General features: G+C 62.2%; 14 protein-coding genes. 8 read left to right on the top strand and 6 right to left on the bottom strand.

The window, feature by feature from the left end; genetic code table 11:
- Positions 1 to 250: 250 nt before the first annotated feature.
- From rpsT to mutM, 3 genes are all read right to left on the bottom strand, one after another.
- Positions 251 to 517, bottom strand: a complete 267-nt coding sequence (rpsT, locus tag BMI90_RS04225; protein WP_078526315.1) for a 30S ribosomal protein S20 — start codon at positions 515 to 517, stop codon at positions 251 to 253.
- A 199-nt stretch (positions 518 to 716) separates the two neighbouring features.
- Complete coding sequence (locus tag BMI90_RS04220) at positions 717 to 1,493, bottom strand: enoyl-CoA hydratase (protein ID WP_038075337.1); 777 nt, start codon at positions 1,491 to 1,493, stop codon at positions 717 to 719.
- An 87-nt stretch (positions 1,494 to 1,580) separates the two neighbouring features.
- Positions 1,581 to 2,426 (bottom strand): bifunctional DNA-formamidopyrimidine glycosylase/DNA-(apurinic or apyrimidinic site) lyase, encoded by an 846-nt coding sequence (gene mutM / locus BMI90_RS04215; RefSeq protein ID WP_078526313.1) that lies wholly within the window; start codon positions 2,424 to 2,426, stop codon positions 1,581 to 1,583.
- A 76-nt stretch (positions 2,427 to 2,502) separates the two neighbouring features.
- On the opposite strand from mutM, the gene ubiE reads away from it, so the two are divergent.
- Both ubiE and ubiB read left to right on the top strand, forming a co-directional pair.
- A complete protein-coding gene (gene ubiE / locus BMI90_RS04210) occupies positions 2,503 to 3,255 on the top strand; it encodes a bifunctional demethylmenaquinone methyltransferase/2-methoxy-6-polyprenyl-1,4-benzoquinol methylase UbiE (RefSeq protein ID WP_078526311.1) in 753 nt (250 codons plus the stop codon).
- A 3-nt stretch (positions 3,256 to 3,258) separates the two neighbouring features.
- Positions 3,259 to 4,788, top strand: a complete 1,530-nt coding sequence (gene ubiB, locus BMI90_RS04205) for a 2-polyprenylphenol 6-hydroxylase (protein WP_078526309.1) — start codon at positions 3,259 to 3,261, stop codon at positions 4,786 to 4,788.
- Here the strand turns inward: ubiB and BMI90_RS04200 are convergent.
- Together BMI90_RS04200 and BMI90_RS18700 are read right to left on the bottom strand one after the other, a co-directional pair.
- Complete coding sequence (locus tag BMI90_RS04200; protein ID WP_078526307.1) at positions 4,785 to 5,456, bottom strand: flagellar hook capping FlgD N-terminal domain-containing protein; 672 nt, start codon at positions 5,454 to 5,456, stop codon at positions 4,785 to 4,787. The two genes, ubiB and BMI90_RS04200, sit on opposite strands and share 4 nt — an antisense overlap.
- A gap of 9 nt (positions 5,457 to 5,465) precedes the next feature.
- Entirely contained in the window at positions 5,466 to 6,683 is a 1,218-nt protein-coding gene (locus BMI90_RS18700) for a flagellar hook-length control protein FliK (protein WP_168172714.1), read from the bottom strand.
- Between the two features lie 821 nt (positions 6,684 to 7,504).
- On the opposite strand from BMI90_RS18700, the gene BMI90_RS04190 reads away from it, so the two are divergent.
- From BMI90_RS04190 to BMI90_RS04165, 6 genes are all read left to right on the top strand, one after another.
- Positions 7,505 to 7,804, top strand: a complete 300-nt coding sequence (locus BMI90_RS04190; protein ID WP_078526302.1) for a rod-binding protein — start codon at positions 7,505 to 7,507, stop codon at positions 7,802 to 7,804.
- A complete protein-coding gene (locus BMI90_RS04185; RefSeq protein ID WP_078526299.1) occupies positions 7,794 to 8,135 on the top strand; it encodes a hypothetical protein in 342 nt (113 codons plus the stop codon). Before BMI90_RS04190 ends, BMI90_RS04185 begins: the two co-directional genes overlap by 11 nt.
- A gap of 217 nt (positions 8,136 to 8,352) precedes the next feature.
- A complete protein-coding gene (locus BMI90_RS04180; protein ID WP_078526297.1) occupies positions 8,353 to 9,876 on the top strand; it encodes a flagellin in 1,524 nt (507 codons plus the stop codon).
- 86 nt (positions 9,877 to 9,962) lie between these two features.
- Complete coding sequence (gene flaF, locus BMI90_RS04175; protein WP_078526295.1) at positions 9,963 to 10,340, top strand: flagellar biosynthesis regulator FlaF; 378 nt, start codon at positions 9,963 to 9,965, stop codon at positions 10,338 to 10,340.
- On the top strand, positions 10,337 to 10,741 hold the full coding sequence (gene flbT / locus BMI90_RS04170; RefSeq protein ID WP_078526292.1) for a flagellar biosynthesis repressor FlbT: 405 nt from the start codon (positions 10,337 to 10,339) through the stop codon (positions 10,739 to 10,741). The genes flaF and flbT overlap by 4 nt, the downstream gene beginning before the upstream one ends.
- A gap of 14 nt (positions 10,742 to 10,755) precedes the next feature.
- The gene (locus tag BMI90_RS04165) at positions 10,756 to 11,556 is read left to right on the top strand and encodes a DUF1217 domain-containing protein (RefSeq protein WP_246831482.1); all 801 of its coding nucleotides are present in this window, start codon (positions 10,756 to 10,758) and stop codon (positions 11,554 to 11,556) included.
- On the opposite strand, the gene BMI90_RS04160 is transcribed toward BMI90_RS04165, so the two are convergent.
- Positions 11,557 to 12,546: an asparaginase gene (locus BMI90_RS04160; protein WP_078526288.1), complete on the bottom strand. Its 990-nt coding sequence runs from the start codon at positions 12,544 to 12,546 to the stop codon at positions 11,557 to 11,559.
- Positions 12,547 to 12,714: the final 168 nt, after the last annotated feature.

Raw genomic sequence — 12,714 nt, 5'->3', positions numbered from 1 at the left:
TATTGCCCGTCGACCGCCCGAAAAATGCGTCATGTCCCCCAAGGCGACGTGAATCGCAAGGTGAAGCTAGCAAGCCCTCGAGGCGACAGGCAACTGACCTTTGCTCTTGACGGGAGATTCCGGAAAACGAATCTCAGGGGGCTGCGCAAAACTGCAACAGTTGTGTGTCAACGCTTTGATTAGACATGAAAAAACGCGCCTGCACGAAAAGCAGGCGCGTTTTTCTTAGCGAATCCAACCGCTTTGCGGATCAGGCGTTGAGAGCCTTCACGCGCGAAGCCAGGCGCGAGACTTTGCGCGAGGCGGTGTTCTTGTGGATGACGCCCTTGGTCACGCCGCGAGCGATCTCGGGTTGAGCGTTGCGCAAAGCGGTGGTCGCGGCGGCGTAGTCGCCCGATGCGATCGCTTCCTCGACTTTGCGGATGAAGGTACGGATGCGCGAGCGACGCGCTTTGTTGATGTCCTGACGACGCTCGTTCTGACGGGCGCGCTTTTTGGACTGGGGCGTATTGGCCATGGTCTGTTTCCCACTTTCCGGGTCTGTTCAAATTTCGATTGCACGACAGACCCCGGGTTTCCAGAAGAACCGGATGATTCTAGCCTGAGCGGGCTCCACGCGCATGTAAGCGGGCCTCTTAGGGCAAAAATGCCTGAAGGGGAAGCCCATAATTGCGAAACGGGGCCGTAGCCCCGCCTGCGTATTCAGTTTCGCGCGATCACTTGTCGCGGAATTGCGGTTCGCGTTTTTCGAGGAAGGCGGCCATGCCTTCTTTCTGGTCCTCGGTCGCAAACAGCGCGTGAAAGAGGCGACGCTCGAAGAGGATGCCCTCTTCCATCGTCGTCTCGTAGGAGCGGTTGACCGCTTCCTTCGCCGCGGCGGCTGCCAGCATCGACTTCTCCGCGATCTTCTGTGCCGCGGCCATAGCCTCGGGGATCAGTTTCGCATTGGGTACGACGCGGCTCACGAGGCCCGAGCGCTCGGCTTCGGCGGCGTCCATGAAGCGACCCGTCAGGTGCATGTCCATCGCTTTCGACTTGCCGACGAAGCGGGTCAGGCGCTGCGTGCCGCCGATGCCGGCAATGACGCCGAGATTGATCTCGGGCTGGCCGAACTTGGCGTTTTCCGCGCAGATGATGAAATCGCACATCATCGCCAGTTCACAGCCGCCCCCGAGCGCGTAGCCCGACACGGCGGCAATGATCGGTTTGCGGATGCGCTTGATCGCCTCCGCCTCGACGCCGAAGAAATCGCTCGTGAACATGTCCACAAAGCTCTTTTCCGACATTTCCTTGATATCCGCCCCGGCCGCGAAGGCCTTTTCCGAGCCGGTGATGACGATGCAGCGCACCTTGTCATTCTCTTCCGCCGATTTCAGCGCTTCTGCCAGTTCCCCCAGCAATTGGGAGTTCAGGGCGTTCAGGGCTTCGGGGCGGTTGAGCCGGATCAGGGCAACGTAGTCCTCGATCTCGACGATCAGGGTCTGGTAGGCCATTCGGTCTTGCCTTTCCTTGTGTCTGAACGCGACTCCTAGCAGAGGGGGAGGCCAGATCAAGCGTCTTGTGCGGGTTTGGGCGTGGCGTCACTTCTGGCAGGTGGGGCAGAAATAGGTCGATCGGCCCGATTGCACGATGCGCCGGATCGCTGTGCCGCAGGTCATGCAGGGCGCATCCTCGCGGTCATAGACGTGGAAGCTGTGCTGGAAATAGCCCAGCTCGCCATCGGCCTGACGATGATCGCGCAAGCTCGATCCGCCCGCCGCGATCGCCTCGGTCAGAACCTCGCGGATGATCGGTACCAGCGAGGCCAGCCGCGCGTTCGAGATTCGTTTCGCCTGGCGGCGCGGGTCGATGCCCGCGCGGTGGAGCACTTCGCAGACATAGATGTTGCCCAGCCCCGCGACGACATGCTGATCAAGCAGCGCGGTCTTGATCGGGCTGGCGCGACGTTTGAGCGCCTCCACCAGGTACTCTTCGTTGAAGTCATTTCCGAAGGGCTCGGGCCCGAGCCCCGCAAGCAGCCAATGCGCCGCCTCCCGATCGGTCAGCACTAGGTCCATCGCCCCGAACCGGCGCGCATCGTTGAAGGTCACGCGCCCGCCGCCCGACATGTGCAGCACGACATGATCGTGCTTCGCGGGGGCTGGGTGGTCGAGGTGGAACTCTCCGAGCGTCACGCCCGAGACCAGCATCCGTCCCGACATGCCCAGATGAATGAGCAGACTCTCCCCGGTATCGAGATCGGCGAGGATGTATTTCGAGCGCCGCCGCAGCCGCTCGACCTTCGCCCCGGTCAGCCGTTCGGCCATGCGTTCGGGCAGGGGCCAGCGCAGGTCGGGGCGATTCACCTCGGCCCGTTCGATCCGGTGGCCTTCCATCGCAGGCGCCAGCCCGCGACGAACCGTCTCGACCTCGGGCAATTCGGGCATTGTTCCTCCTCATCGGATTGTCTTGCGGCAAAGGGCCCCTATAAGAAGGGGGAGAATTCAGGATCGGCAAGGGCCCATGAGCGCAGAGCAATCAAAGACCACGCATTTCGGCTTTCAGACCGTGGACGAGGACGCGAAGGCCGGTATGGTTCATGGCGTCTTCTCGCGGGTCGCGTCGAAATACGACATCATGAACGATCTGATGAGCGTCGGCATTCACCGCATCTGGAAGGATGCGATGATGGACTGGCTCGCGCCGCGCCCGGGGCAGAAGCTGCTGGACGTAGCGGGCGGCACGGGCGACGTGTCCTTCCGCTTCCTCAAGCGCGCGGGCTCGGGCCATGCCACGGTCTGCGACATGACCGAGTCGATGCTGATCGAGGGGCGCAAGCGTGCCGAGGCCGAAAGCCTTGCCGACAGTCTCGATTGGGTGGTGGGCGATGCGATGGCTCTGCCCTTCGCCGATAACAGCTTCGACGTCTACACGATCTCCTTCGGGATCCGGAACGTGACGCGCATTCCCGACGCGCTGAGCGAAGCCTATCGTGTGCTGCGTCCCGGCGGTCGGCTGATGGTGCTGGAATTCAGCCAGATCCCGAACGATCTGATGCAGAAGGCCTATGATCTCTATTCGTTCAACGTGATCCCGAAGATGGGCGAGATCGTCGCGAATGACCGCGACAGCTATCAGTATCTCGTGGAATCGATCCGCAAATTTCCGCCGCAGGAAACCTTCGCGCAGATGATCCGCGAGGCCGGGTTCGAGAACGTCTCTTACCGCAATCTCTCGATGGGGATCGCGGCGCTGCATTCGGGCTGGAAAATCTGAGCGATGCGCGGACCGCATAATATCTGGCGCCTGATCCGGACCGGCGCGACCTTCATCCGCTCGGGGGCGATGCATCAGGCACTCGAGGCAATGAACGCGACGCCACGTCTGCGCGCGGTGGCCTATGCGATCAGCGCGCCCTTCGCCTGGCTCGGCTACAAGGGTGATCCGAATCTGCCGCCCGTCACCCGCGCGATCACCGCGCTCGGCCCCGCCTATATCAAGTTCGGGCAGGTGCTCTCGACGCGGCCCGACGTGGTGGGTGATGAGCTGGCCGACCAGCTGCGCGTGCTGCAAGACAAGCTGCCGCCCTTCGAGACCGCGATTGCCAAGCGCATGATCGAGGAAGAGCTCGGTGCCCCCGCTGATCGACTCTTCATGGAGTTCTCGGAACCCGTGGCCGCGGCGTCGATCGCGCAGGTCCATTCCGCGCGCCGCGCCGATACCGGCGAGAAGGTCGCGGTCAAGGTGTTGCGCCCGGGGATCGAGCGCGCCTTCCGCCGCGATCTCGATGCCTTCCATTTCGCCGCCGGGATGATCGAACGGCTCTCGCCCGCCTCGCGCCGGCTGCGCCCGACCGAGGTGGTCAAGCATTTCGAATCGGTGGTTCTGGGAGAGCTGGATCTGCGGCTCGAAGCCGCTGCCGCCTCGCAATTCGGCGCGAATACGAAGGACGATGAGGGCTTTCGGGTGCCGCAGCCTGCGTGGAACTTTTCGGCCAAACGCGTGATGGTTCTCGACTGGGCCGAGGGGCTGCCGCTGGGCGATCGCGAGGCACTGATCGCTGCGGGTCACGATGTGAACCTGATCGGCGAGCGGGTGTTGCAGCTCTTTCTCAGCCACGCGCTCCGCGATGGCTATTTCCATGCCGATATGCATCACGGCAACCTCAAGGTGGCCGCGAACGGCGACATTCTTGCCTATGATTTCGGGATCATGGGGCAGATCGACGAATATACCCGCCGGGTCTATGCCGAGATCCTGATGGGCTTCATCCAGCGCGATTACCGCCGCGTGGCCGAGGTGCATTTCGAAGCAGGCTACGTGCCTGCCGACCGCGATGTGGATGATTTCGCTCTGGCGCTGCGTGCCGTGGGCGAGCCGATCTTCGGCATGGATGCCGAGCATATCTCGATGGCGCGGCTGCTGGCCTATCTCTTCGAGGTGACCGAGCGCTTCGGGATGCAGACCCAGACCCAGCTGATCTTGCTGCAACGCACGATGGTCGTGGTCGAGGGGGTGGCGCGTTCGCTCAACCCCACGATCAACATGTGGGAGGTCGCCCGGCCCGTGGTCGAGAAATATATCCGCGAGAATCTCGGGCCGCGCGCGGCGCTGAACGATCTGCGGCGTACGGTGCAGATGCTGGGCCGGTTCGGTCCGGAACTCCCCGAGCTTCTCAAGGCCGCGATCCACCGTCAGACCGAACCGCCGCCCGCGCCGGTCGATCCGAAGGGCTGGCGCTATGCCGCGCTCGCCACGGGGGGAGCCGCCCTGTTGCTGATCGGGGTGCTTTTGGGCGAGTTGATCTAGCCCTCGCGCAGGGCGGTCACGGCTTCGGTCGAGATCGCACTCCCGCCTTCGAGGATGAGGACCGGGCCGCTTGCAGTGCCCTGCGCCTCGACGATCCGGTTGTAGGTTTCGACGGTGTTCGTGCCGACGAGCGTGCCGCCCGAATAGCTTTCGAGAGTGAACTCATAGAGGCCTGCGGGAAGGGATGCGCCGTTGCCATCGCGCCCGTCCCAGGCGAGTATTTCGGCGCTGACCGGGATCGTGTCGCGCGCGACCGTCGTTCCGCTGGCATCGCTTACCACGAGGATCGTTTGATCGGCCCCGAGAACGGGGTTCGGCGAGAGCGTCACCGGGCTTTCCCCGTCGAACCAGGCGGGCGCTTCGGTGCGGGCCTGCATGCCGACCCAGCCTGCCAGTTCCGACATGCCATTGAGGCCAAGCTGCGTCGTCAGGGCCTGAAGCAGGTCGTTGGTCTTCACCTGCTGTTCGACGCCGGAAAAGGTCGCAAGCTGCACCGCGTAATCGGAACTTTCGATCGGGTTCAACGGGTCCTGGTTCTGCATCTGCACTGTCAGCATCGTCAGAAAGGTCTGGAAGTCCGAGCTGAGTCCCGCATTTTGCGCCGCCCTGGTGGAGTTCGCCGCCGCCGTGACGGCGCTGCTTGCGGTGATCGGTGTGGTGGTGGTCATGTCTTGTCCTCACATCCTCAGGTCGAGCCCTGACGCGGCTGACCGGATTGGCACAAAGCTGGCGCGCAGCGGTTCGGGCATCTCAAGACTGGGCGGCGTGGGCCTGTCCTGTGCATCACCGCCCATGTCTCGCTGTGCAAAAGCGCTCTGGTCGCTATTCTGATCGAAAGTGAAATTCAGCGCGCCATATCCAAGCTCGCGCATCTCGCGCGCGAGGCTGTCGATGTGGCGGCGCATCAGATCCAGCGTTTCGGGCCGTTCCGCCTGGATCGCAACGGTCATGGCCTGATCGTGGGCGTGAAGCGTCAGGCGCACCCGACCCAGCTCCTCTGGCGAAAGCGAGATTTCGATCGGCTGATCAGGCATCTGGGCAAGAGCAGCGCCGATCTGCTGGCCGACGGACTGCGCCAGCGCCGGTGCCGGAGGCGCCGATGCCGTTCGTTGCGGTTCGGGCAGTGTCGCAAGCGGCAAATCGGGGCGGGCGAGCGGTGGCTCCGTGGAAGAGGCGCGCAAATCGCTCAGGCGCTCGTCATTGTCCGCAACGATCTTGGGCGTGACGGGCAGGGCAGGCGCCACCTGCGCAGCATCGGCGCTATGTGTTGCGGGGGGTGGAGCAAGCGGCTCTGCCGTGAATTTTTCGGGCATTGCACCGGAGTGCGGGCTGGGCCCGGCTTGCGCCACCGTAACATCGGAGGAGGCTTGGGGCCGCATCAAAGGTGCATCCCCCCCTGACGTCGCCTTGGTGGGTTCGATCGCGACCGATCGCGGAGCGCGGGTGGTGTCAGGGCCGAGGCGCACATCGGATATCTGATTGCGCGCGGGTCCGTCGGGCTGGATTTCCGGGGTCATAAGCCGCGCAATCGGCATGTCGACTGCGGTGCGCGATGTTGCGCCACGGTCAAATTCGATGCTGTCGCGCGGGGCCATACCTGTGCCCACGGAAAGCGATGGATCGTGCGCACCTAGAATGTCCTGTTTTGGCGTAATCCGCGTCATTTCCGGCGTAGCGGCGGTTTGGTGGCCGAGATCGCTTTCACCTGCAAGCGACGCGGCGTTGCGTCCTGCGTGCAGGTCTGCGCCGCCGCCTCCGTTCAAGAGTTGACCCACCTGAGAACGCTGCTCGGGCGAAGTCTGTGCCGAGGCGGCGTCGGAACCGCCCTCCGTCAACTCGGTGCCGATGGATGGCGTTGACCTTGGCTCGACGCGCGACGCTTCCAAAAACGCCATGCCCCCCATAGGGTTACCCGCAGGTAGAAGGGGCGGGAGAATCGCTCGTCGATCCTGCATTTCCGGCGCTATCCCGGTGTTCGCTGCGCCGGGAGGGCGGTCACTTCCGATGCGAATACTGTCAGACACAGTCCCGGCAGGCTCTGAGCGCGGCCCCCTTTCATTTAGACGTCCCTCTCCAAGGGGCGGTGAGAGTGGCGTCGGCAGGGCAGGGCTCGGCGCGGGGGCTTCAGACATCCCGGCATTCTCCTCCCCGGATCCTGAATTTTGGCGCGGTCTCGAACCCCTTGCCTCATCAGCGTCCTCCCCAACCTCCGAAAGCCTCTCAGTGCGCGCGCGGATTGCATCCGCCTGCGGCGGCGGCATCCGCCCGCGAAACCGATCACAATCCGGTCCCGTCCCGCAGTTTTCTGGCAAAGGGGTCTTCGTGGCAGAATCTGCCTGCCTGGTGTTCTTCATGTCGCTCCGCGGTTCGGGATTTGCACCTGCGCCAAGGGTGACGGAACACTTTTCAGTCGCTACCGAGGGGGCGCATTCGTCGCCGAGGATTGCCTTTTCCGCGGTGTGCAAGAGAAGGGTCGGCGCAAGAGCCGCAGTCTCTTCGAACGCGACGCCGAACAGCTCTGTAGTCGTTTGTGACTCCGGCGCCGTCGCTGGAGCTTTGTCCGGGTGCGGCGCCAGACCGGTTTCGATGAGCGAAATGGGAATCATGATCCTCGCGACTTCTGTCTGTGAATGAAGCGAGATTGCCGTCCCGGGGTTACCGATTCTTTACCCGAGATCCCCATGATCGGAAAAAATCGCATCAATTGGAGCAATCCATGCAAACCGGCCTTTCTCCCTTCACACTTTCCGCGCCGGAATCTTTGCGCATCGCGGAGCGCTCCGCACAATTGCGCCGCTCGGCCCAGGCGCTGGAGGCGGGCTTCCTGTCGGAAATGCTCAAACATGCCGGATTGGCGGAGATGAATGGCGCTTTTGGCGGCGGTGTGGGTGAGGAACAATTCACCTCTTTCCTGCGTGAGGAACAGGCGAAACGCATGGTAAATGCGGGTGGGATTGGCCTTGCCGAGACGATTTTCAAAGCGCTCGAGGCTCGGGGGGCACAAGATGTCGCGTGAAACCGACCCCGTCCATGCGTTGATGGATATTCTGCGGGTCGAACGTGAGGCGATCCGAGCCGCGGATCTCGGTGCGCTGACGGGGCTTGCAGACCGCAAACAAAATGCATTGGCTCGCCTTGACGCCCCCCCTGCCGAGGCGCTGCACGAACTGCGCCGAATGGCGATCGAAAATGAACGTCTTCTTGCAGCGGCATTGCAAGGGGTGCGCGCAGCTCAATCGCGTCTGAAAACGATCATGGTCTCCGCGCGCGGGTATGATTCCTATGACGCGTCGGGGCACAAGACCGCGATCCGTCGCGACGGAAGCGCCTTCGAGCGCCGCGCATAACACGTTAACCAGATTAGAAATTTTCCGCGCCCGACCCGGAAAACTCTAGGGCGTGTTAGCGGCTCTTTAACGCCGACGAGCTCAATGTGGGTGCGCATCCACCGGATGGCGCGTGGCCCGCTGAAAGGCCCCGCACAGGTCAGAACGCCATGAGCGCCGCAGGAACCAGCGGCTTCTGAATATACGGCGCAAAGCGCCGACCACGAAAGGATGAGACATGTCCAGCATTCTGACAAATACCAGCGCGATGGTTGCGCTCCAGACCCTCAAGGGGATCAACTCCAACCTCGCCACCACGCAGTCCGAGATTTCGACCGGGAAATCGGTCGGCTCCGCGAAGGACAATGCCGCCGTATGGGCCATCTCGAAAGTGATGGAATCGGATGTGAAAGGCTTCAAGGGGATTTCCGACAGCCTCGCCCTCGGCGAATCGACCGTCGCGGTGGCGCGTCAGGCATCGGAGACGATCACCGACCTTCTGACCGAGATGAAAGGCAAGATCGTCGCTGCGCAGGAATCGAACGTCGATCGCGTGAAGATCCAGGACGACATCGTTGCCTTGCGTGACCAGATCAAATCGGTTGTCGGCGCGGCGCAGTTCAACGGCCTGAACCTTATCGAGGGCATGGATTCGGTTTCGGTGCTCTCGTCGCTTGATCGCCAGTCCGACGGGAGTGTGAACGCCTCGCAAATCGTCGTGTCGCGTCAGGATCTTACGATGACCGACGGGTCGCTCGGGACCGGCGCGGGTCTGACCGATCTCTCGACCAACGTGCAGTCGACCTCGACGACACTGTCCGCCACGGCAATTCGCGATGATGGGGCCGGAACGCCCGCAGATATCAGTCTTGCCGGCGATTTCAGCGGCGATTCGCTCTCTTTCAATATCGGTGGAACGACGGTCAGTTTCGCCGTTGGCGATCTGAGCGCGACCAACACAACCGCGGCCCAAACCATCGCGGATGCAATCAACGCGGCTCAAATCGAGGGCATCACCGTTGCGAACAATGCCGGCACGCTGGAGTTCTCCTCGACGCGCGACTTCGACCAGACGACAATTTCAGTCACGCAGGGCGGTGCGTCTTCGGGCACGCTGGGCGCAGGTTCGGTAACGCTCGATCAACGCGCGGAGACCTTCACGTTCTCGAATGTGACGGTGAATGAAGGCGACGGTTATCAGTTCGCGCTCTCGAACGGGGTAACGGCGACCTACGTGGCGAGCAACGGCGACACGATGGAGGATGTCGTCAAAGGTCTGAAGGTCGCCATTGATTCCGAGAATAATGCGGATTTGACGACCAAGGTCTCCAAGAACGGCTCGGATCAATGGATCATCGAGATCGCCAATGACAACGCCACCGACGCGACCGTGACGATCACCGCGAATGATGACGTCAACGGGAACGCGGTTCAGACCGGCGGCCTGTCAGGGCTTGATAATATCGATGTTACGAACGATGCCGGTGCTTCGGCGGCGCTCGACAATATCGAGACGATGATCCAGACCTCGATCGAGGCCGCGGCGCAGTTCGGTTCGGTGGCGAGCCGGATCGAAACCCAGGCCAGTTTCATCTCGAATCTCACCGATTCGATGAAAGCGGGGATCGGGTCGCTCGTCGACGCGGATATGGAAGAGGCTTCCGCGCGTCTTCAGGCGCTTCAGACCCAGCAGCAGCTCGGGATCCAGGCGCTTTCGATCGCGAACCAGCAACCGCAGAACATCCTGTCGCTGTTCCGCTGACATGATTCAGAGGCGCCGTAAGCGGCGCCTCTTTTCCTCGCGGCAAAGCCGCGCACCGCAGCATTCAGCCACAGGAAGGATTTCCCGTGTACGCGACGACCTTGGCCAAAACGGCCTATGCCAACCCAACGCAGCCCGTGCGCACCGCGCGTGGCATGGAATTCGAACTTTTCGCCCGGGTTACACGCCGCCTCAAACAGGCTACCGACGCTGGCGCGGCGCAGTTCCCAGCTCTCGCCGAGGCGATTTATGACAACCGCAAGCTATGGACCGTGCTCGCAGCGGATGTGGCCGATCCCGCAAACAACCTTCCTGCGGAGTTGCGCGCGCGCCTTTTCTATCTGAACGAATTTACCCAATCCCATAGCCGCAAGATCCTTTCTGGACAGGGGTCGGCTGATGTTCTCGTCGACATCAACACCGCCATCATGCGCGGCTTGCGTCAGGACGGGGGGGCGGCATGACTGGTCTCGTCCTGAAACTGGCGCCGAAAGAACGGGTCCTGATCAACGGTGCGGTCATCGAGAATGGAGAGCGACGTTCACGCCTCGCAATCATGACGCCAAACGCGAATATCCTGCGCCTGCGCGATGCGATCCATCCCGGCGAGGTCAACACGCCGGTGCGTCGTGTGTGTTATATCGCCCAGCTTGTGCTCTCGGGAGATGCCGATCCGGAGGAAGCGAAGATGCAACTTTTGCGCGGCATCGAACAACTCAGCCAAGTCCTCACCGATCACGATAGCCGAACACAACTCAACGCGGCGACGCTGGCGGTGATCGACAATCAGCATTATCAGGCCCTCAAGGCCCTGCGCAGCCTGTTGCCGAGGGAGGAGCGGCTGCTCGCGGCTCGCCCGTCATGAGCTACCAGCCCATTGTGCCCTATTCCGGCTATGCAGGTTGGGGGTTTCTGAACCGAACGATGGAAAGCCAGAAAGCGGCCTTTGTCGCTTCCGCGGAGGTGCAGACTGCGAAAGAGTATTTCCGCGAGAGGATCGGATCGATCACAAGTGCCGAAGATCTGGTTGCGGATCGCCGGCTCCTTGACGTTGCGCTGGGCGCTTTCGGGCTTGATGAGGATATCGGAAACAGGTTTTTCATCCGCAAAGTGCTTGAAGAAGGCTCGCTGGATAGCGGGTCTTTAGGCAACAAGCTTTCGGACAAGCGCTATCTTGCGTTCACGAAGGCTTTCGGCTTCGGAGACTACACCACACCGCGCACGGTGTTGTCCGATTTCGCGGAAGAAATCATCGGGCAATACGAATCCCGGCAATTCGAGGTCGCTGTTGGCAATACCGACGCGGATATGCGTCTCGCGCTCGCGCTGCAAAAGGACCTTCCTGAACTCGCAGCCAAGGAAACGAGCGCAACGACAAAATGGTACACGATCATCGGGACGACCTCGTTAAGCCGTGTTTTCCAAGTCGCCTTCGGGTTGCCGCCGAGTGTCGCGTCGCTCGACGTAGACCGACAAGTCGAGATCTACGCGCAAAAGGCCGAAGCGCTTTTCGGTTCATCCGATCCCGCGCAGTTCACCAGTCCAGAGGCATTGGAGAAGCTGACGCGCGATTTCTTCTTGCGCAGTCAGCTCGATGCAAGCGGATCAATCACCTCTGGAGATGCTGCGCTCATGCTCTTAAAGGGCAGCGGGTCTTCGGGCCTGTCGCTGTTGCTGTGATCAGCCGAACCCCGGAGCGAGGCGCAGCTCGCCCGTAACGAGACCGCGCCAGTTCCGTTGCGATCCGGTCAAGAGGCGCGAGACGACCGGATGACTATGCTCGAGCGCGCCAAGGCGAACCAGAAGGGCGGTGATGGCGGCTTCCGATGCGCGGGTGGCGCCGTCCACGATCTTGAGAGCAATGCCGCGCTGTTGCTCGGGCAGGATCGCGACATAGACGGCTTCCGCCCCGGTCTTCACTGCGACACGCCCTTCCATTGCGCGCATCAGATCTGTGCAGGCGCGTCCCTCGCCTGCCACCATTTCCGGATACTGTGCCATCGCGCGGGCGAGGCGGGCTGCGGCGTTATCGCGTGGGCCTCCTTCGGGATTGGCTGCGGCAAAGAACTGCATCGCACGCGCCAGCCCCGTCACGCTCGTTGCGAAGTTCGGCGCCGAGCAGCCGTCGATCCCGAAGCCTGTGGAGTCTTCGCCGGTGACTTCTTCGAAGGCGGCCTTGACGGCCTGCTGGACCGGATGCAGCACTTCGACATATTCCGGCCCGGTCCCGAGATGGCGATTGAGGGTCAGAAACCCGGCATGTTTGCCCGAGCAGTTGTTGTGCATCTGACAAGGCGCGCCGTCCGAACAGATCAACCGCTTCTTTTCGTCCCGGTCGCGCGGCATATGCGCCCCGCAGCGCAGGTCGTCATCGCCCAGCCCGAGCGCCGCGAGCCAGTCCGCGACCGCCTCGCGATGTAGCGCAGCACCCGAGTGACTTGCGCAGGCCAAGGCGAGCTGCCGATCGGTCAGTCCTGCCGCCTTTGCCGCCCCGCTTTCGATCAGCGGGAGCGCCTGAATCATCTTCACCGAAGAACGCGGGAAGATCACCGCATCCGGGTCGCCCCAAGCCATCTCGACGCCGCCCGGACCATAGATCACCGCGTGACCGTGATGCTCGGATTCCAGCATTCCGCCCCGCCACAATTCGATCATCGGTGCTGCTGTCATCTTTCTCTCCGGTTCATGCGCGAAATCTCGCCGTTGCGGGGTTTTACCCCTAGGCATTTGTGGGTTAAATGAGTGTTATCGAGTGGAAAACGCATCCGCCACGAAAAACAGGGCGACCGGCCCGGGCGATGCAGAGGCAAAACGACAGCTGGAGGCTGTAAGCATGAT

The organism is Thioclava sp. L04-15 (assembly GCF_002020275.1).
Lineage (GTDB): Bacteria > Pseudomonadota > Alphaproteobacteria > Rhodobacterales > Rhodobacteraceae > Thioclava > Thioclava marina.
Note: the sequence above shows the minus strand (reverse complement) of the source record. Positions and strands in the feature narration are given on the sequence as shown.

Bases quoted from the DNA above. Each gene is read 5' to 3' on its own strand.
- flbT (WP_078526292.1), top strand. From the start codon at position 10,337: ATGACTGGTCTCGTCCTGAAACTGGCGCCGAAAGAACGGGTCCTGATC.
- ubiE (WP_078526311.1), top strand. From the start codon at position 2,503: ATGAGCGCAGAGCAATCAAAGACCACGCATTTCGGCTTTCAGACCGTG.
- BMI90_RS18700 (WP_168172714.1), bottom strand. From the start codon at position 6,683: ATGGCGTTTTTGGAAGCGTCGCGCGTCGAGCCAAGGTCAACGCCATCC.
- mutM (WP_078526313.1), bottom strand. From the start codon at position 2,426: ATGCCCGAATTGCCCGAGGTCGAGACGGTTCGTCGCGGGCTGGCGCCT.
- BMI90_RS04220 (WP_038075337.1), bottom strand. From the start codon at position 1,493: ATGGCCTACCAGACCCTGATCGTCGAGATCGAGGACTACGTTGCCCTG.
- BMI90_RS04185 (WP_078526299.1), top strand. From the start codon at position 7,794: ATGTCGCGTGAAACCGACCCCGTCCATGCGTTGATGGATATTCTGCGG.
- ubiB (WP_078526309.1), top strand. From the start codon at position 3,259: ATGCGCGGACCGCATAATATCTGGCGCCTGATCCGGACCGGCGCGACC.
- rpsT (WP_078526315.1), bottom strand. From the start codon at position 517: ATGGCCAATACGCCCCAGTCCAAAAAGCGCGCCCGTCAGAACGAGCGT.
- BMI90_RS04180 (WP_078526297.1), top strand. From the start codon at position 8,353: ATGTCCAGCATTCTGACAAATACCAGCGCGATGGTTGCGCTCCAGACC.
- BMI90_RS04200 (WP_078526307.1), bottom strand. From the start codon at position 5,456: ATGACCACCACCACACCGATCACCGCAAGCAGCGCCGTCACGGCGGCG.
- BMI90_RS04160 (WP_078526288.1), bottom strand. From the start codon at position 12,546: ATGACAGCAGCACCGATGATCGAATTGTGGCGGGGCGGAATGCTGGAA.
- BMI90_RS04190 (WP_078526302.1), top strand. From the start codon at position 7,505: ATGCAAACCGGCCTTTCTCCCTTCACACTTTCCGCGCCGGAATCTTTG.